Annotated in this window: 13 protein-coding genes; 6 read left to right on the forward strand and 7 right to left on the reverse strand. The window is 68.1% G+C overall.

Going from position 1 to position 19,550, the window contains the following annotated elements:
* Positions 1-202 precede the first annotated feature (202 nt).
* Both MMSR116_RS11550 and MMSR116_RS11555 read right to left on the reverse strand, forming a co-directional pair.
* On the reverse strand, positions 203-1,990 hold the full coding sequence (locus MMSR116_RS11550) for a glycosyltransferase (RefSeq protein ID WP_010683004.1): 1,788 nt from the start codon (positions 1,988-1,990) through the stop codon (positions 203-205).
* Positions 1,990-3,636, reverse strand: coding sequence for a hypothetical protein (locus tag MMSR116_RS11555; RefSeq protein WP_244625643.1), 1,647 nt, complete (start codon positions 3,634-3,636; stop codon positions 1,990-1,992). Before MMSR116_RS11555 ends, MMSR116_RS11550 begins: the two co-directional genes overlap by 1 nt.
* A gap of 210 nt (positions 3,637-3,846) precedes the next feature.
* Between MMSR116_RS11555 and MMSR116_RS11560 the strand changes: the two genes are divergently transcribed.
* From MMSR116_RS11560 to MMSR116_RS11570, 3 genes are all read left to right on the forward strand, one after another.
* On the forward strand, positions 3,847-4,842 hold the full coding sequence (locus tag MMSR116_RS11560) for a CgeB family protein (protein WP_010683002.1): 996 nt from the start codon (positions 3,847-3,849) through the stop codon (positions 4,840-4,842).
* A gap of 32 nt (positions 4,843-4,874) precedes the next feature.
* Entirely contained in the window at positions 4,875-8,072 is a 3,198-nt protein-coding gene (locus MMSR116_RS11565; RefSeq protein WP_158168859.1) for a glycosyltransferase family protein, read from the forward strand.
* A 415-nt stretch (positions 8,073-8,487) separates the two neighbouring features.
* Positions 8,488-10,083 (forward strand): hypothetical protein, encoded by a 1,596-nt coding sequence (locus tag MMSR116_RS11570; RefSeq protein WP_191991893.1) that lies wholly within the window; start codon positions 8,488-8,490, stop codon positions 10,081-10,083.
* Between the two features lie 104 nt (positions 10,084-10,187).
* Here MMSR116_RS11570 and MMSR116_RS11575 read toward each other — a convergent pair whose 3' ends face one another.
* The 4 genes from MMSR116_RS11575 to MMSR116_RS11590 form a co-directional block, all read right to left on the reverse strand.
* Entirely contained in the window at positions 10,188-10,910 is a 723-nt protein-coding gene (locus tag MMSR116_RS11575; protein ID WP_010682999.1) for an ABC transporter ATP-binding protein, read from the reverse strand.
* Entirely contained in the window at positions 10,903-12,951 is a 2,049-nt protein-coding gene (locus MMSR116_RS11580; protein ID WP_010682998.1) for a branched-chain amino acid ABC transporter ATP-binding protein/permease, read from the reverse strand. Before MMSR116_RS11580 ends, MMSR116_RS11575 begins: the two co-directional genes overlap by 8 nt.
* A 38-nt stretch (positions 12,952-12,989) precedes the next feature.
* Positions 12,990-13,862, reverse strand: a complete 873-nt coding sequence (locus MMSR116_RS11585) for a branched-chain amino acid ABC transporter permease (protein WP_010682997.1) — start codon at positions 13,860-13,862, stop codon at positions 12,990-12,992.
* A gap of 134 nt (positions 13,863-13,996) precedes the next feature.
* Positions 13,997-15,208, reverse strand: a complete 1,212-nt coding sequence (locus tag MMSR116_RS11590; protein WP_010682996.1) for an ABC transporter substrate-binding protein — start codon at positions 15,206-15,208, stop codon at positions 13,997-13,999.
* Here MMSR116_RS11590 and MMSR116_RS31355 point away from each other — a divergent pair.
* The gene (locus MMSR116_RS31355) at positions 15,165-15,407 is read left to right on the forward strand and encodes a hypothetical protein (protein ID WP_191991989.1); all 243 of its coding nucleotides are present in this window, start codon (positions 15,165-15,167) and stop codon (positions 15,405-15,407) included. The two genes, MMSR116_RS11590 and MMSR116_RS31355, sit on opposite strands and share 44 nt — an antisense overlap.
* 515 nt (positions 15,408-15,922) lie before the next feature.
* Here MMSR116_RS31355 and MMSR116_RS11595 read toward each other — a convergent pair.
* Complete coding sequence (locus MMSR116_RS11595; RefSeq protein WP_010682994.1) at positions 15,923-17,455, reverse strand: aldehyde dehydrogenase family protein; 1,533 nt, start codon at positions 17,453-17,455, stop codon at positions 15,923-15,925.
* A 182-nt stretch (positions 17,456-17,637) separates the two neighbouring features.
* Between MMSR116_RS11595 and MMSR116_RS11600 the strand changes: the two genes are divergently transcribed.
* Positions 17,638-17,982 (forward strand): winged helix-turn-helix domain-containing protein, encoded by a 345-nt coding sequence (locus MMSR116_RS11600; RefSeq protein ID WP_010682993.1) that lies wholly within the window; start codon positions 17,638-17,640, stop codon positions 17,980-17,982.
* Positions 17,983-18,453: 471 nt separating this feature from the next.
* Complete coding sequence (locus tag MMSR116_RS11605; protein WP_010682992.1) at positions 18,454-19,533, forward strand: helix-turn-helix transcriptional regulator; 1,080 nt, start codon at positions 18,454-18,456, stop codon at positions 19,531-19,533.
* The last annotated feature ends 17 nt before the right edge of the window (positions 19,534-19,550 follow it).

Raw genomic sequence — 19,550 nt, forward strand, 5'->3', positions numbered from 1 at the left:
TGGGCCGACAAGACGACGAGTCCTGATGGCAACACGGACGCACCGGTTCACCGGACGCGCGACGGGAGCCGCTTGGATTTGCCGACCAAGGCATCCAGCATTGTTGGCGGGCGGCCTGACCGGCCCATGGCGAGAGAGATGCAGGCCGGCTCCCGGACGCTCGGTCAGCCGACCTATGGACGTAGATAGACCGCTCCCCGCGTCAGGCGGAAGGGCCGCTCGTGTTCACGAGGTCCAGCAATGCCAGCACCTGCGCCGCTCCCTCCTCGGGCGTGATGCGTGAGGTGTCGAGTACCGGCACGTTCAGCTCGGCCGCGAGCGTCAGGTAGCTGGCGATACGGGCTTCGGTCATGTGCTGGGACGGGTTGGGTATGCCGCGGGCAACCATGCGGGCGATCGTGGTCGGGCGATCGGCCCAGCACATCACCGTCGGCGGACGCGGCTCCCAACCCGAGCGAAAAGTGGGCGACAGGAGTTGCGAGGCCGTGAACCAGTGCCGGTCGAAGACGACAGGACCCGACGGCGCGTTGGCGATCGCGGCGGCTACGGCGGCGTGCGCCACGTCGTCGGCGAGGGCGTGCTGTCCGGTCCGGGCCAGATGTACCATGATCGCGCCGACCTCACCGCTGAAGGGGTTCAACACGGTCGCGCCGAGCGCCCGGGCGACGTGGCGGGCGATGCTGGACTTGCCTGATCCGTCGAGGCCATCGATCGCGAGCGCGATCCGGGACGCCTGAGCCGCCATCTGCTGCGCCCGGGTCAGGTTCGAGGGGTAGATCCGCCCCTCCCGCCGGCCGTGCTCGAGGTAGTGAAGTTCGCCCTGCCACGCGTGATCGAACAGGGCCGTGAGGTCCGGATGCAGGCGGATGTAGCCCATCGCGTCGAAGTCAACTGGCAACGGCCCGTGCTGCGTCGCGAGTTCCGTGAGACGCATCGCAGTCTCGCGCGTCGGCGTCCGGGGCGGCAGCGCCGCTGCGGCCCGGGACGCGCGAACGGATACCGCTTCGGCGACTGCGCTCAGCAGCCCGTCAGCGTAGGAGTCCCAATCGAGTGTCCGGATCCGCGCGCGGCCGGCCTCGGCACGCGCGGCGGCTCCGGACGGATCCGCGGCGATCCGTTCCGCACCGGCCGCGATGGCCGCCCCGAGCGTCGCGTCGGGCCCGTCCGGCACCACGTACGCGGTGAGGTCGTGCGCGGCGAAGGCCAGCGTCCCGTGCACGGTCGTGATGAGCGGTGTGCCGCAGGCCAGCGCCTCCGCGGCGGGGTTGCACCAGCCGGCATGCGCCTCGGCGCTGCAGAAGGCGTCTAGCGCGTGGTACCAGCCGGGCAGATCGTCCTCTGCCAGGGGGCCGTGCACCACGAGGCGGCCCGAGGCGACGAGGTCGGCGCGGGCGCCGACCAGCCCCCAGTCAGGCCGTCCGAACCAGTGCAGGGCCCAGCCCTCCCCGAGCCGGTCGAGGGCTTCGAGCTGCGCTGCGGGGCGCTTGTTGGCGATCCCTCCGAGCCGGCGCCGCTCATCGCGTTCTGGCCTGCGGATCGGCGGCGCGAAGAGGCCCGCATCGACCGCACCGATCAGACGCCGCCACGGTTTTCCGAAGGCGTCGAGGTCCGCGTCGCGCCAGTGGGCGTTGTTCACCACAACGAGATCCGGGTCGAAGGCCTGCGTGACGCGCGCATAGGCGCCGCGCCGTGCGGGCGCATTGAGGAAGTGCTGAATGCGCGCGCCGAAGCCGGGCGCCCGCAGATCCGCGAAGCCGTCGATCGCCGCATCCGGAAAGCCACCGCCCGGCACCATGACGGCGTCCCAGGTTTCCCGGCCGGCTTCCGCGCGGCTTAGGACACGGAGCCGGGTCTCGAAGGCATCCTCGCCCGGGCCAAGAGTCAGGAAGGCGAGGTCGTGTCGGCGTCGCGCGAGGACGCGCCCGACCCGCTCGAAGCGCAGAAGGCCGCCAGTCAGCGCGAGGTGGTCACAGGCCACGAGCAGCCGCATCACGTCGTTCCCTTGAGCAGGCGTCGCAGTCGCATGGGAAGCCGGATGTTGCGCCACGACGCAGCTTTCCGGGTGAGGAGCCTGTCCTGAAGGTGGTCGTGCGCGCGGTGAAGCTCCGCCGCATGGGCGATCACCCGGTCGGTGCGCCGGTCGCTCTCCAATTCGGCGGCTTCGTGAGCCGCCGCGTCGGCGGCGCGCGCCGCACGCAGCGCCTCGTTCTCTTCGCGCAAGCGCGCGATCTCGGCGGCCGGGTCGTCGAGCAGGGCGAGTTGACTCGGCTGCACCGGATCTGCCTGCAATTCGTCGGCGGCCGACAGGAATGTCGCGGCGGCCCAGCCGAGGTCGCGATGGGTCGCATGGCCGCTCACGAGCGACTGGAAGCGGCTTTCCCGGGCGAACCGCGCGGCAAGCTGCGCATCGTCCATGGCCAGCCCGAGCCGCGGAAGCACCGCGCGGAGGACCTCCAGAAGATTGGGGGGAGGCAATGCGAACCGTCCCCAGGTTCGGACATCGGTGAGGGCATTGACGAGGCCGCGCAGGGCGAGGTGACCGGCGTCCAGCGGCACGCCGAGGTCCCACTCCAAGTCGATGAAGGCACGGTCGTCGCCCGACACGAGGTTCTTCGGGATAGCGTCGAGGGCGGAGGAAGGTAGGATCGTGTCGACCACCATCTCGGCTCCCGCAGCGAAGTGGCGCGATACAGTATCGCGCCATTCTACCGCCCAGGAGGTCACCCCGTCCGGACACCACCCGTCTTGCGCGCAGCGCCGGTCGAGCAAAGTGGACCAGAGCGGGCCCGGCACGTAGGTCTCCGCGGGAAACAGGTTCCTGACCTCCTCGACCCGCCCGACAAGTCCGGGGTTGAGAGGCGTGCGACAGACGTCGATTCCCGATGCGGTCATCGCGAAGGTGACGAGGCGCTCGAACTCCGGACGGCGGCGCAGTCCGACATGGATCGCCAGGGTCCCGTCCGGTGGCAGCGGCGTCTCCGAGGCGGCGACGACGAAGGCCGGCGCCAAGTCACCGATCAGGCCCTGATCCGCCACGGGTGTCCAAGCGCGCTGCGGCGAGAACAGCATCGCGCCGGCACCCGTCGGGTCCGGCGCGGCCGCGAGGGCCAGCGCCCCCGGATCGAAGCCGCAGGGCCGCGCGAGGCCGCGTTCGGAGAGGAGGCTCAAGGGTGCATGGCGGTCCGGAAACGGGAACCACCACGCCTGATGGACGAGGCCGAAGGCACGCAGTGACCGCTCAAGACCGCTCCGCGTGGGGAGTTGGTATCCATCCGGCCTGGGGCGCCCTTCAAGGCTCGGGAAGCCCTCGCGTCCGGGCGTCTCGGAGCCCGCCGCCAGCCTGTTCAGCGACAGGGCGTTGTCCACGCTCAGGATCAACCACCCGCCCGGCCGCAGCCGCGCGCGTCCCCAGGCGATCGTCGCCTGAAGCCTATCCCCACCGAGCGCCGCCACAGGCTTGGGCAGCAGCTCCGTCAGGACGACAGCATCGAAGCCGGCGGTGGCCGGGATGTCCGCTCCGTCCGCCGTGATGACGACGGAAGCAGCGGCGGGACAGAGTGTGGCCGCATGTCCGTCGGAATGGGCACGCAGGACCAGCACGGCGCCGGTGAGATACGCCCCGAACGGGCGCAGCACGTCCGCTCGCCGGTCGCGCCGCCCAATGAGCCCACGGTTTGCCGAATCCTCCCGGTCCATAATTCCTAATTTCCAAGAGCTGACGCCCTAAAACATCCCGGGTAGATCCAGTCTGGGGAAAGAAACGGGAAAATTGGACACATCACGGTTGTGTGTCTACTTACATTCGCGGTTAAATATCAAACAGAAAGCCGCCCGGGGTCACGAGGGATGAATTTCGTCAGCGCCATCTCGTTGGCCGGCCCGCGCGTGGTGGTGACGAGCACCTTCCCGGATGCACTCAATCGAAATCCGACGGTCCGCAGCGACCTGGCGGACGGCTTCGCCGAGCTTCTCGGCACGGAACGCGTCTCCCTTGCGCCCCTGGAGCTCGCCGTTTCGGTGATCAGGGCCACCCGGCCGGACGTCGTCGTGGCCGTCGGAAGCCTCGTCCCGGACCTCTCAGACCTGCGCGGGCTTCGCCGCGCCGCGGATGCCGTCGGCGCCGTCCTGATTTTCTGGCTGACGGACGACCCTTACGAGTTCGACTACGCCTTCAAGGCCGAACTTTACGCCGACATCGTCGTGAGCAACGATTCCTGGGCGGCGCAGCACTACCGGCACCCGGATGTCCACCACCTGCCACTGGCCGCGGCGCCGAACCGGCACTTCAGGCCGATCCGTCCGGTGGCGGAGCGGGAGACGACGGTGTTCTTCTGCGGTGTCGCCTATCCGAACCGGATCGCGCTGCTCCGTCGGATCGACGATCTCCTGGCGCATCAAGTCGTGGAGATCCTGGGCGCCGGATGGCCCGACACGATCAGCTGCGCCGTGAACCGCCGTCTGACGCCGGCGCAGATGGCCGACTACGCCGCCGCGTCGCGGATCACCCTCAACATCGGCCGAGACCTGGATGTGGCCAATCGACGGCTGTCGCTCCCGCAGGCGACGCCCGGTCCGCGCACCTTCGAGGTCGCCCTGTCGGGCTCGGCGCAGGCCTACTTCGTCACAGGCCTCGAGATCTGCGACCACTTCGAGCCGGACTCCGAGATCCTCCTCGTGGACGGCGCGGCCGACATCGCGCGCGTCATCGAGCAGTCGCTCGACGACCCGGCGTCGATCGAGCTGGTGGCGCGCCGGGCGCAGGCGCGGGCGCTGCGCGAGCACACGTACCGGCATCGCGCGGCGCGTCTGCTCGACCTGACCCGCATGACGGTCATGGCCTGAATCCGGCGCGGCGCACACGGACGAACCACGGCATGTCCGATCTCTCGATCCTGCTGCTCGACACCGAGCCGCAGACGCACAACCGCTACCTCGTGCTGGCCATCGCCGATGCGCTGCGCCGTCATCCGTCCGTGCGCCATGTGCATGTCGCGGGGCACGCCGATGCCCTCACGGCCTTCACCGAGCGCGGACTCGACACGCTGATCGCCTTCGGCGGCGCCCGGCTGCACGCCCCCCTGGTTGGCCGCCTCGCGGGCCTCGCCCGGACCAGCGTGCTTTGGACCACCGAGGATCCCTACGAGCGCGCGGCGAACGTGCGAGGCGCGGCCGGGTTCGATCTGGTCTTCACCAACGATCAGGCCTCCGTCCCCGCCTATGGCGGCCGGGCGCGTCACCTCCCGCTGGCCGCGTCGCTCCTGTTCCATGATCTGGCGGTGATCGATGAGGACGCGCGCTATCGCTACGACCTGCTCTTCATCGGCACGGCTTGGCCGAACCGTGTCGCGACGCTGAACGACCTCGCGGCGAGGCTGCCGCGCGACCTGAAGTTCAAGCTGGCGCTGCCGTGGAACGCACATATCGGCCCACCCGATCTGGACGACGTCGCCCTCGTCACGGACTGGCGCTGCGGCAACCGCGATTTCGCCCTGCTGGCGAACCGAAGCCGCGTCGTGCTGACCCTGCCGCGGTCCTTCTCGTCGGCGCGCGCCGATCAGGCGACCGGCTCGACACCGCCGCCGCGCTTGTTCGAGACGGCGCTCGCCGGCGGCTTCCAGGTCGTCGTCTCGCCCGAACCGGAGACGGCGGATTACTACGCCCCGGACCGGGAGATTGCGCTCTGTACCGATGAGGCGGCGGCGATCGACGCGATCATGACCGCCCTGACGGCACCGGAGGACCGGATCGAGCGCGCGCGCGCCGCGCAGGACCGCACGCGCGCCGAGCATCTCTACGATAACCGGGTCGCCATCATCGTCGATGCCGTGCGCGCTCACCGGGAATCGGCGACACGCGGACCGGCGCCCACGGTCATGTCGTCCACCATCCTGATGCTGACGCACAACCGGATGGGACATCGCCCCGGCGGCGGTATCGAGATCTATCAGGAAGCACTGACCGATCTCGGTGACGCGTACCAGGTGCTGTTCCTCTTCCCGGTGTTCAGCGAGGGCCGGTGGTCCTTGCGGCTGGAGGGACCGGGCACTGCCGAGACCTACCCGTGCGGCGCGGTCGGGCCGCCGCTCTCAACGGATCCGTATGTCGAGGGCCTGTTCCAGCGGATCCTGTTCGAGCATCAGGTCGACCTCGTCCACATCCACCACCTGATGCATGTCCCCCTGTCGCTGCCGCTGATCGCGCGGGCCTGCGGCGTTCCCGTCGTCTACCATCTGCACGACCACTACCTGATCTGCGAGCGCTGGCTTCTGCTCGATCATGCCGGCCAGTTCTGCGACGTGGTCAATCGGGGCTCGCATCAGTGCGACGCCTGCTTGGTAGCGGGCAACAGTTACCCGCCGGGCGCGAAGGCGCGTCGGGACGGCTTCGTGGCGCTGGTGACGGAGGCGATCGACGCCTTCGTGACGAGCACACCCGGGACGGCGCAGGCCCTGCGCCGCTTCTTCCCCGAGATCCCGGCCGATCGCGTGACCGAGATCGAGATGGTGGCGCCCTGTCCCGCGATCGCGAAATTCGCGCCGGCTCCGCAGCCCAAACGGCTTGCGGACAGGCTGACGGTGGCGGTCCTGGGCAATTTCGCTGCGCACAAGGGCGGCTGGCAGGCCATCAACCTGATCCGGAGCTGCGAAGCCTACCCGATCCACTTCAAGGTCATCGGCCGCGTCGACCATCCCTATCGCGACCTGATGGAGACTTTCCAACCGGATCAGGTCAGCGTCACCGGCGCTTACGAGCAGCACGCAATCGGCACGCTGCTGGCCGGATGCGATGTCTCGCTTCACCTGTCGACATGGCCGGAGACGTTCGTGATCGCGTTGACGGAGGCGTGGCAGGCGGGTCTGATCCCGATCGTCGCCGATCTCGGCGCCCTGGCCGAGCGCGTCGAGGACGGGGTCGACGGGTTCAAGGTCCCCCCGAACGACCCCGGCGCCGTCCGGGCGCGCCTGATCGAACTGCACTACGACCGGTCGCGTCTCGCGCGGATGCGGGCGGCCGTCGGCCGCAAGATCTTTCCCTCGGTCGAGGATCACCGTGCTGCGATCCGCGCCCTCTATGCCCGCCTGATCGCGGCAAAATTCCCGGAAGCGGGACGGCATCGCAACCGCCCCCGTGCGGGCTTCGACCTGCGTCTTGAGGATCTGGGCTTCCGGACCAACGCGCCGTCTTGGACGAGTGCGGCGATCCAGTGGGACGAAGCCGCGAGCACGGAGAAGGCGGCGGCTCCGGCGCCTGGAGGCGCCCTCGTCGCGCCGACCGGCGACCTCCCTGACGAACATCGGCGTCTGAGCCTCAGGCCGGTCGCGCGCAGCGCGTGCGGCTGGAACCTGGACGTCATGCGCACCGACGATCGGCTGAACAGGAACATGGATCTCGCGTCAGTCGCGCGGGCCTCGATCTTCCTGCGCGGATGGCTCCACGTCTCCGGACCGGCACCGCGTGCGACCTACCTCCGCCTGACCGGCAGCGCCGGAACATCGTGGGCGCTCCTGCAGAGCGACCTGCGCCCGGACGTGGCGAAGTGGCACGGAGAGTCCGCCGCCGCGACGTCCGGCTTTCACGGGCAGATTGATGTGTCCGGGATGGCGTTCGGACGCTACGCTCTCGCCATCGCACAGGTTACCGGCGGACAGTTGCGGATCCTGGACGACATCGCCTCGGTCTTCATCGCGCCAGACACGGGGGATCCCGCGCGCTTTATTCCCGAGCCCCGCGTGTGCATCGATGGTCCACCGCAGAGCTTTACCCTGCGCCACAGTCTGCCGGACGGCGCGGATGCGATCACGGTCTCGCCGGGTCAGCTCTGGGCCGCGGAAGTGACATTTTCAGGCGTGTCGCCCCGGCTTCCGAAGGAGACGCTCGCCGTCATTCAGACTTCGGCCGGCCGGGCGTGGCGCGCCCCGGTCCTTCGGATCGATGAGCGGACCGTACGGATCACCGCGTCGGTTCCAGACATCGATCCGAGCACCTGCACGGTTTCCCTAGCCGAGCCGCACAGCCGAAACCTGCGAACGCTCGCGACCCTGTTCCAGACCCAGGTCATCGCCGCGTCATGACGCGACCCGCCAGAATCCTGAGCCCGTCGGCGGCCGATCCCGGCAGGCCCGGACCTCGACGCCCCGGCCCGACGCGGGGGCTCCACCGGAGGTTCCCGGGATCCCGGCCTAACCAGACGGGCGACACCGATAGGGTCTGCATATGATCATCCGCCATACGCGCCGCCTGGAGACGTGCGACGGCGGGATTACTGCACCGAACGGGTGGCCGGTTCTTCGCGGATCGGTCGCCGCGGGCTGGGCGGCGCATGCGCTAATCGATCTCGGCGGCCGGGCGCATGTGCTGGCGCTGGTCAGCCGGGACGGCGCGCGGGCTCATCGCTACTTCGATGCGGACGGGGCGCCGCTCGGGGCCGAGGCCGGCGCGTTCCTCGACGCGACTTGGCACGGCCCAGGCCCCCTCGATTGGCAGGCTGTGGCGCTGGTCACCGATGCGGAGAGCGGGGCGGCCACGCATGCCCTCGTCGAGGACGTGCACATCCTGATCGAGGCCCTCGCCGCCGCTGCCGCCGCGCGGCCCCATCTCGCCGTCCGGGTCGTCGTCGGCACCGAAGCCGATCCCCGCGCCGGCACCATGCAGGCCGTCCTGGACCGGCTCAACCGAGCCCCAGTGGGCGCTCCGCCGCATCTGCCCGAATTGGTCACGAGGGAGATCGTCACCCGGCGCGGGCAGGAGACGGACCATCCCACAGGCGGAGCCCTGCACTTCTCGCTTTACCTGCCAATGCCCGGCTTCCGCTTTGCCGGTTTCTCGCCGGACCAAAACGAGACGCTCTGCACGCTGCTGGGCAAGAATTCCCGCACTGCCGCCGCACTCCTCGATGCCAGAACGAACGTCGCCTACGCGCGACCCAGCCTGGGAAGCACGGGGTTTGACCCGGCCACCCTGGTCCAGGTCCGATTGTGGCGGCAGTATCTGTACCCGGTGCTGATCGCCGGGGTCTCGCGCGCAGAGCGCGTGGGCGTTGTCTTCGAGCACGCCCATATCAGCCACTACATCTGGAACGAACTTGCCGCCGTCGATGAAGTCCTCGCCCTGGGCCGGGCGCCTTCGGTGTTCCTGTTCGCAAGCTGTAACGAGCCGGTGTTTGCCGTCGATGCGGTCTTTCCGGAAGTCGCCGGGCATGTGCACCGCGCACTCGACGGACCGCTGCCTTTCCTCCAGGCCGCCGCCACCGGAGCGGCGATGTTCCTGCCCTTCCGGTCCTATCGGGTGAGCCAGCGGTTGGCCGATCGCTTAACCGGCTTGGCGCGGGCCGCCGAGCCCGCGCTCGATTCCCGGCTTGCCGCTGCGGCGCGCCAAGCCACCATCGTGCTCATCGGCCTGCGTCTCGAGAACCGCCGCTGGATCCGGCAGACGGAGGGCTACATCGCCCTGATCCGCCGCCTGGGTCGGCGGCGCGGGGAGCGGTTCCTCGTCATCATCGACGGGCACAACACGCTTCCGGGCACCTCCGGTGCCTTCGTGGAGAGCTACTGCGAGAGCCTCATCCCCCGCGACGGCGCCTTGCCGACCGTCGTTCAAATGGAGATCGACCTCGTGGAGACGCTTCGGCGCGGCATCGCGGCGGTCGCCAACGTCGAGCTCCTGAGCCTCGTCCCCTGCTCCATGGGGGCGAGCCTCGTCGCCTCTCTCCGAGCCGATCTGTTCGTGACCCATTTCGGTGCTGGCTTGGCGAAGTACAAATGGGTCGCGAATGCGCCGGGCTGCGTGATCTCAAGCCGCTCCGTCCTGGCTGGCAAGGACGATCTGCGGATCTACGACACGGCGTTGTTCCGCGAGAATGCGATTGCCTGCGCCTATTATCCGGCCGAGCGCGTGTTCGATCTGGATGCCTCCAGCAACGCAATCCCGGTGCCCGGAAGCAGAGAGCGCGAGGACTTCGATCTCGATCCCGATGACTTCGCCCGCTTTGTCGAGGCTTCTCTGCCGCGGAAACGACAGGGCATCCAGAAAATCCTCGAAAGTCTTGGATTCCCGGGTCGCGCGTTCGGTTCCGGAGCTTCCTAACCGGAAGCGGTGGCGCCGAATGCGCAGCAACGAAGCATCTCCGGGCTGCGCGAGCGCGGTGGTCGTAGCGCAGGCCGGCTTCAAGCGAAGCCGGAAGCGGACCGCTAATGACTGCCGCCGAGATAGGCCGCCCGCACGGCCGGATCGTTGCGCATCTGCTGGGCCGGGCCCTGGAAGCGGATCCGGCCGTTCTCCAGCACGTAGGCGTGGTCGGCGACGCCGAGGGCCGCCATGGCGAACTGCTCGACGAGCAGCATCGTCACCTGCTCGGCCTTGAGCAGCCGGATGATCCGGAAGACCTCCTCCACGAGCTTCGGCGCGAGCCCCATCGAGGGCTCGTCGAGCAGGAGGATCTCCGGCCGCAGCATCAGGGCTCGGCCCATGGCGAGCATCTGCTGCTCGCCGCCCGAGAGCGTTCCGGCGAGCTGCGCGCGCCGCTCCTTGAGACGCGGGAACATCTCGAAGGCCCGCTCGCGGTCGGCCGCGACGTCGCCCTTCGGCCGTGATCCGGTCAGCCGCGGGAAGGCGCCGAGCGTCAAGTTGTCTTCCACGGAGAGCGTCGGGAAGACGCGCCGTCCCTCCGGCGAGTGCGCGAGGCCGAACCGGGCGACGTCGTGGCTGTCGAGGCCGCCGATCTCCTGCCCGTTCAGGCGGATCGAACCCGCCCGCGGCCGGATCATGCCCGACAGGGCGCGCATCGTGGTGGTCTTGCCGGCCCCGTTCGAGCCGATCAGCGCCACGACCTGACCCTTCGGCACTTGGAAGTCGAGGCCGTGCAGCACCTCGACCTGGCCGTAGCCGGCCGACAGACCGGTGACCTCAAGCATGAGCCGTCTCCTCGTCGGCGACCGGGCTGCCGAGGTAGGCCTCCACCACCTTCGGATCGGCCTGCACCTCGCGGGCGCTGCCCTCGGCGATCTTGTGGCCGAAATCGAGGACGCTGACGCGGTCGCACAGGCCCATGACCACGTCCATGTGGTGCTCGATCAGGATCACCGTGATGCCGGCGTCGCGGATTTTGCGGATGATCGTGGTCAATTCGGTGATGTCGGGGGCGGTCAGCCCCGCCGCGGGCTCGTCCAGGAGGAGCAGGACCGGGTCGAGGGCGAGCGCGCGGCCGATCTCCAAGAGCCGCTGCTTGCCGTAGGGCAGGTTGCGAGCCTCCACCTGCGCCAGGGCGCCGAGGCCCACGAAGTCGAGGATTGCCATGGCTCGGGCACGCTGCTCGCGCTCCTCCCGGCGGCGCCGCGGCGTGCCGAGAATCGCGTCGAACAGGTTGCCGCGGAAGCTGTGATGCAGCCCGACCAGCACGTTCTCCAGCGCGGTCATCTCCCGGAAGAGCTGCACGTTCTGGAAGGTACGGGCGACGCCCGCGTCGGCGATCTCGGAGGGCGTGCGCCCATCGAGGCGCTTCGTCCCCTGGCCGCGGGCCAGGGTCACGTTGCCGCCGGTCGGCCGATAGATGCCGGTGAGCACGTTCATCATCGTGCTCTTGCCGGACCCGTTGGGGCCAATCAGCCCGTGGATCGTGCCCGGCCGCACCGTCAGGTCGACTCCGGCCAGCGCCTTGAGGCCGCCGAACTGCATCAGGGCCTGCTCGACGGTGAGCAAAGGGTCCGCGCCCGCGCCGCCGCTCTGGGCGCTCAGCGCCGCCCCCTCGGCGTGGAGGCTCTTGCCCTCGGCCGTGTGGGCCGGGCGCAGCGCCGGGATCTTCTCGCGGAGGAAGCCGACGATCCCGTCCGGCAGGTAGTACACCACGAACAGGATCATCAGGCCGAACACCGTCAGGCGGTAGTCGGTGACGGATTCGAGCGCGAGCGTCGCCGGGAAGAAGGCGAGGCAGAGCCCGACCGGGACCAGCAGGGCGAACCGGTCGTCCCGGCGGCGCAGGAAGGCCAGGGCGCCCGCCACCAGGGCAGCGAGGGCGATGACACCCGCCATGATCCGCACCAGCCCGATATCGGCGAGCACGTTCGGCATCATCACGATGATCGCCGAGCCGATGATCGGCCCCGCGCGCGACTTGCGACCGCCCATCGTGACGGCGAGGAGGAACAGCACCGTGAGTTCGAACCCGTAGGAGTTCGGCGCCACGTAGCGCTCCGACCACGCGAACAGCGCGCCCGCGAGGCCCGCCAGCGCCGCCGAGATCACGAAGGCGTAGACCTTGTAGCGGTAGACGCTGACGCCCATGCAATCGCAGGCGATCGGCGAATCGCGCAGCGCCTCGAAGGCGCGGCCGTAGGGCGAGCGCACCACCCGGTTGACCACCAGGATCGTGGCCAGCAGCGCGAGACAGACGAGATAGTAGAATTCGAGCTTGCGCCCGGCGGCGCCCCAGGGGGCCTGGATGCCGAGGAGCGAGAAGTCGAGGACGCGGGCCGGCGGCAGGGTGATGCCCAGCGGGCCGTTGGTCAGCGGAGTCAACTCGTTGATGAAGATCTGCACGATGGTGCCGAAGGCCAGCGTCACCATGGCGAGGTAGGGGCCGGTGACCCGGAGCGCCGGCACGGCCAGCAGCACGCCGAAGGCTGAGGTCACGCCGATCCCGGCCAGGATTCCCCACCAGATCCCGAGCTTGAAGTGGAGGAACAGCACCGCCGCCGAGTAGGCACCGACACCGAACAGGCCGGCATGGCCGAGGCTCACCTGACCGGTATAGCCGACCACGATATCGAGTCCGAGGATCAGGATCGCGTAGATGGCGATCACCACCATCAGGTGGATGTAGTACGAGCTCGTGACCACGTGCGGGAACACGGCGAGGCCGACGACCAGCAGCACGGCGCCGAGGATGCCGATGTGGCGTGACAGGCTCGGGGCGGCGGCCGGGACGGGCGCGTCGGCGGGGGCGAGGGTCTGCGCCATGGCTCAGACTGCCGTGAGGGTTGCGCGGGCGGTCACGGTCAGACCTTCTTGATGACGGCCTTGCCGAATAGGCCGACCGGGCGGATGGAGAGGACGACGAGAAGCAGGATCAGACCCGGCACATCCTTGTAGCCGGTCGAGATGTAGAAGCCCGTCAGCGTCTCCGCGACACCGAGGATCAGGCCGCCGACGATGACGCCGAGCCCAGATTCGAGGCCGCCGATGATCGCCACCGCGAAGGCCTTGAGGGCCAGGACGGAGCCCATGGTGGCACCGGTCAGCGTCACGGGCGCCACCAGCACGCCCGCGAAGGCCGCCGTCATGGCGCTGATCGAGTAGGACAGGGTGATGACCTTCTGAGTGTTGATGCCCATCAGCCCGGCGGCATCGATGTCGTTGGAGGTGGCGACGACCGCCTTCCCCCAGATCGACTTCCGATTGAAGATCTCCACCGCCAGCATCATGAGCAGTGCCCCCGCGACGATCAGCAGTTCCATCGGCAGGATGCGCACGCCGCCGACCTGCAGGGCGGTCTCGGGGAGCGGGGACGGGAATTTCAGGTCGTCGCGGCCCCAGATATTCTCGGCGACGTTCTTGAAGATGATGCCGAGCGCGATGGTGGCCATGATCCACCCGTACTCGGACTTGATCTTCACGGCAGGGCGCACGCCGAGGCGCTCCACCACGGCCCCCAGGGCGAAGCCGAAGACTAGGACCAGCGGGATCATCAGCCAGTAGCCGACGAACGGCACCAAGGTCAGTCCGAAGAGGGCTCCGAGCGCCAGCGCCTCGCCCTGTCCGAAGTTGAGCGTCTTCGAAGTCGCGAAGGTGAGCTGATAGCCGAACGCGATGGCGGCGTAGATCATGCCGACCGCGACGCCGGACGCGATGAGCTGGAGCAGGATTTCCATGGGACCGCTGTCACCGGAGGGACGTCCGTTCGCGCGGCGGGCGCCGCGGGACCGCTTCGCGCGGGGCCAGCCGGCCGAGGGGCCGCCGGATGCCGGGGAGACGCCGCGCCCTCGCGGGCGCGGCGTCCGGGTCCTCAGTTCGAGGACTTCTCCTTCAGGCGAACGACGCCGGCGTTCTTGGCGTCTTCGGCCTTGTCGTAGACGATCTTGCCGTCCTGCACCTTCCCGAACACGACCATGTTGCGCGAGATCGCGTTGTGGTCCTTGGCGGTGAAGGGCTTGTCGTAGGTGGTGACCACGCCCTCCACCTTCTCGTTCAAGTTCTCGAGGGCGGCGCGGATCTTCGGGCCGTCGGTGCCGCCCGCCTGCTTGATCGCCGCGGCCAGCAGGTAGATCGAGTCGTACGCCTGCGCACCCGCCACGGGGGTCGGGATCTTCGTGACGCCGTAGGTCTTGTAATAATTCTCCAGGAACGCCTTGCGCTTCGGCAGTGTCTGATCCTCGATAAAGGTCTGCGGCATGATCACGCCGTTGCCGTTCGCGCCGGCGATGTCGATGAAGCTCTGCATCGAGGACGGCCAGCTGGTGATCATCGGGACCTTCCAGCCGAGCTTGGCCATGCCGTTGGCGATCTGGGCCAGCTCCGGTCCGATCCCGTAGGCGAGGATCACGTCGGCGCCGGCCTGCTGCGCCTTGAGCAGTTGGGCCGTCATGTCGACGTCCTTGATGTTGAACTTCTCGACGGCGACGGGCTTCACGTTCTTGGTGGCGAGGTACTTCTCGATGTCCTCGCGCCCGAGCTGGCCGTAATTGGTGGAATCGGCGAGGACCGCGATCTTCTTGTGGTTCTGCGCCAGGGCCTCGTCGACCATCAGGCCGGCCTGGAGCACGTCGTAGGCGGAATTCCGGAAGACGTAGTTGGAGTCGTAATCCGGCTCCTTGAACTGGTTCGTGATGATCGTCCCGGTGGCGACGTTGTTGAAGACCGGAATCTCGGCCTCCTGGTAGAAGCGCTGGGCGGCCAGCGCGACACCGGTGTTGATGAACCCGACGGTGGCGACCACCTTCTCCTTGTTGATCAGCTCCTGTGCGACCTGCGCGCCGACCTCGTTCTTGGCCTCGTCGTCGCGCTCGATGAGCTGTATGGGGCGGCCGAGCACGCCGCCGGCCTTGTTGATCTCGGCGGCTGCGAGCTTGGCGCCGTCGCGCATCGAGACGCCCATCGAAGACGAGCCGCCGGTATAGGGGCCACTCAGCCCGATCTTGATCGGGTCTGCAGCGTGCGCCGGCACCGCTGCGAGCGTGAACAAGAGCACGGCAGCAGCCGTGCGACCTGCGAAGACCATCATTTCCTCTCCAGACGAGCGTTTGCGTCGCGTGCCCTTCGTCGTGGCACTCTGGACGCAGGATCTCTTCGAATCAGGACGGGCCGTCAAGCTGCAAAGCCAACAAGCCCAAGATGATCAATACGGATTGTTCAAGGTCTTCGTTCGAGACCGCAACATGCGGCCGAAATTTCTGCGGCGCGGGGATCGCGTGGATTAAGAGCCGCGCCTGCACGTACAATCCGCCTTGCTGCGTTGTATCGGACCGATACCGCTGTCGCCCTGTCTCGCGCCGTGACCGATTGGCGCTCCGGGCATCTCCGGGGCGACCGAGAATGTCTCCGTCCTGAAGGTGAGGTCCGATCGTCTCGTCCCCGACCGGAGATGGGGCGGTCCGATGTAAGGACGGGTGGCCCGATCGCGCCGGATTCCGCAGGTCCGCTCCAAAACGTCGGCCAGAGCGGTCAGGCCGCTTCCGGCCAGACGCCATCGCAGCATGTTGCGGTCGCTTTCGAAACCAAGCCTTCGGCTTTGCGCGTTGCAGCGGCGCGGCTGCACTGACCTGTAACCCGAAGCGGAACCGTGCCGGAACGAGCGGCTCCGATGTCGAAGAGTACCGCGAGGCATATTTGACATGATTCAATCGGGCGACAGCCTCCAGATCCTCCGGGCGGCCATCGCCGCTGTCCTATCACGCCACAGCCGGCCCCACGGTCAGTGGGGCCGGCGCGGAAGTCAGAGCGATCCCAGGCGCGTGGTGATTGCCTTGGTCTCAAGGTAGTTTGACAGCACGGCCTGCCCCATCTCGCGCCCCCAGCCGGACTGCTTGTAGCCGCCGAACGGGAGCGCTGCGTCGAAGACGTGGTAGCAGTTGATCCACACCGTCCCGGCCCGGAGCCGGTGCGCGACCTGCTGGGCCCGGCCCGTGTCCTTACCCCAGACGCCGGCCGCGAGCCCGTAGACCGTGTTGTTGGCCTCCGCGATCAGCGCGTCGTCCACCTCGTCGAAGGGCGTGGCGACCAGCACGGGCCCAAAGATCTCCTCGCGCACCACCTTCATGCCGGGGTTGGTGTCGGTGAGGATCGTCGGCGGCACGAAGTAGCCCTTCCCTGAGGGCACGGCATTGCCGCAGCCGATCGCCCTGGCGCCCTCGCTCTTTCCGGCCTCCAAGTAGCCGGTCACGCGCTCGTACTGGACCGCGGAGACGAGCGGCCCCATCTCGGTGCCGGCGTCGAGCCCGTGGCCGAGCTTGATCTTGCCGGCCTCGGCCGCGATGCCCTCAACCACCTTGTCGAAGATCGAGCGGTGTACGAACAGGCGCGATCCGGCGTTGCAGCACTGGCCATGGTTGAAGAAGATTGCCGCGTTGGCGCCCGGGATGGCCAGCGACAGGTCGGCGTCGGGCAGGATGATGTTGGGGGATTTGCCGCCGAGTTCCAGCGACACGCGCTTCAGGTCGCCGGCCGCGGCCTTGACGATCAGCTTCCCGACTTCTGTGGACCCGGTGAAGGCGACCTTGTTCACGTCCGGATGCGCCGCGAGGGCCGCGCCCGCGGTCTCGCCGAAGCCGGCGATGATATTGACCACGCCGCCGGGCAGGCCGGCCTCCAGCAGGAGTTCGCCGAGGCGCAGCGCGGACAGTGGCGTCTCCTCGGCGATCTTGAGCACCACGGTGCATCCGGTGGTTAGCGCCGGAGCGAGCTTCCAGGCTGCCATCAGCAGGGGGAAGTTCCACGGGATGATCTGCCCGACCACGCCGATCGGCTCGGGCCGCGTCACCGAGAAGAAGTCCGAGCCCGGGGCGGCGAGCGCCGAGATCGGGATCGACTTGCCTTCGATCTTGGTGGCCCAACCGGACATGTAGTGGAACATGTCGGCCGAGAGGGTGACGTCGGCGGCCTTGGCGACCGCCATGGGCTTGCCGTTGTCGATGGCCTCCAGGGCGGCCAGTTCGTCGGCATGCTCCAGGATCAAGTCTCCGATCCGATGCAGCAGGCGGCCGCGGGCCGAGGGCGTCATCCTGGGCCAGGGGCCGCTCTCGAAGGCCCGGCGGGCCGCCTTCACGGCGGCGTCGACGTCGGCCTTGTCGCCCTCGGCGACCTTGGCGATGACCTCGCCGGTGGCGGGATCGGTGACGTCGAAGGTCTTGCCGGATTGGGCGGGCACCCACTTTCCGTCGATGAGGAGCGTGCGGTCCTTGGACAGCCAGTCGCGGATCGCGGGCGGGATGGTCGGCGAGAGGGCCGGAATGTCGGCACGGACGTTCATGGCGCGTTGTCTCCCTGTTTTCATCGTCGACCGGAGCAATGTCCTGGCGGCGAGGGCCAGTCAGCTGCATCCGCGCGATGTACGCAGAAGGATATGGCGGTCCCGCGGGGGAGCAACCGCCTTGGCGCAAGGGTGTGGCGAACGGGAGTGATACACACGTGGTGGGATCGAGGAAGGACGTGATGGCCCGGCTCAGTATTCGAATCGACTTGGAACCCGGCAACCGCGTCGGTCCGGGCAAGGTCCAGCTCCTGGAAATGATTGCGCAGCACGGCTCGATCAGCGCTGCCGGGCGGGCACTCGGCATGTCGTATCGCCGCGCTTGGCTGCTGATCGAAGACCTCAACAAGGGGTTCGGTCAACTCGTGGTCGAGGCGCAGATCGGCGGCAAGGCAGGAGGCGGCGCGCGGCTGTCGGCGTTCGGAGCCGATCTGGTCGCCCATTATCGCGCGATCGAGCGGGCGGCGGAGCTTGCGGCGGCGCCGTTCCTGGCGCGGATCGCGCCCTCCGCTCAGGGCAGCAGCTGAACGCCCGCCTTCTGGCGGACGGTGTCGCGACATGACGGTCTTCATTTGCATTGGGTCTGGCGGCAAGCGGCGCTGCGGAAGGCAGCGGTTCGGCCGTCTCACGGTTCACAGGGATCGACGTCCGTCGTGGCGGCTTTCTGCGCGGGTCGGGCAAGCATGTCCGAAGAGGGTAGCCGCGTTAGCAGGCTGACCGCACACGCGGATGGGCACAGCATCGGTCCCGGACCGGGGCCGGGCTTTCCATGGCGACGCGGCAGTCCAACGATCCAGCGGTGCGGATGGGTGTGATTGTCGGCCATCCAGCAGAGCTCAGCTGGGATAGGCCCGTCCGGAACGGGGATCGGCTGAGACCGCTCCTGATCGATGACCGTCCAAATTTTGCATCCTCCATATAGATGATGCCGGAGCCGCTTTTGGACTGATATTGGTCCTATCTGTGAGAGGACGCTCTTCCAGTGACGAGGCCGAACTGTGCTCGAAGCGCTCATCGATCGAATTTATGAGGCTGCGGGCTCACCCAAGCTCTGGGCCGAAGCCATACGGTGGTTCAACAATTATGCCGAGGCGGACCGAAGCTCGCTGATCGTCGTCCCACAGTCCGGGTCCGCGCGCTGGATCGTCTCCTCCTCCCCCGAATGCAGATCCACCTCCGTTGTTGCCTCGCCCGCCCTTCGCAATACGGGCCGCAACACGCAATGGCAGACGCTCGCGCATAGCCGGTTCGTTCAGGACGTCGAGGGCGCATTCGTCTGCTGCGACTGCGAGCTGTGCCGCAGCAACGAACTCGCGTGGCGGGCCGGAACGGCGATCCAACTTCCCGCCGGCGATCTCGCGATCGTCACCGCTGAGCGGCGCGCCGAAAGCGGCCCCTTCGAGACAGGCGCTCTGTCCCGCCTCGACGCCCTGAGGCCGCACTTGGTCCGCGCGTGCCACCTGAGTGCGCAGTTCGGCTACGAGCGCGCGCGGGTGACCGCGGCGGCACTGGACCATATCGGACTTCCGGCCGCCATCCTGACCGCGTCCGGCCGAATCCTGGCCACCAACACATGCTTGCAGGGAAGCCACGAACGAATAGCGTCAGGCCAGCACAGCGAAGTGCTATTCAGGCATTTCTCAAGCAGCAAGTCACTGCACGACGCGATCAGCTTGGTCGCGGACGGCCGCCGCGTCTCGTCGACCCTACCAGTGCGCGCTGTCTCCGATCATCGTGCCTTCATCGCCCACATCCATCGCATCGCCAGGCCGGAGAACGACATCTTCGATGCGTCCGCGATGCAGTTGATCCTGAGGAAGATCGGCGTCCCGCCCGCGCCCGACAACGATCTGCTGCATCTCCTGTTCGACCTGACTCCCGCGGAGGCCCGGCTTCTGCGAGCGCTCGCCGGTGGACTGCGTTTACAGCTTTACGCTGAGAATACAGGTGTCCAAGCCAGTACCGTGCGAAGCCAACTCAGATCGATTTTCATCAAGACGGGAACGAATCGCCAATCGGAACTGCTCAGCATCGTCGCGTCGATCTCGACATTCAGCGGCGCTTCGGCGAGCCTATGACAGCGGGCTGGCGCCGC

This window comes from Methylobacterium mesophilicum SR1.6/6 (genome assembly GCF_000364445.2).
In the GTDB taxonomy this organism is placed as follows: domain Bacteria; phylum Pseudomonadota; class Alphaproteobacteria; order Rhizobiales; family Beijerinckiaceae; genus Methylobacterium; species Methylobacterium mesophilicum_A.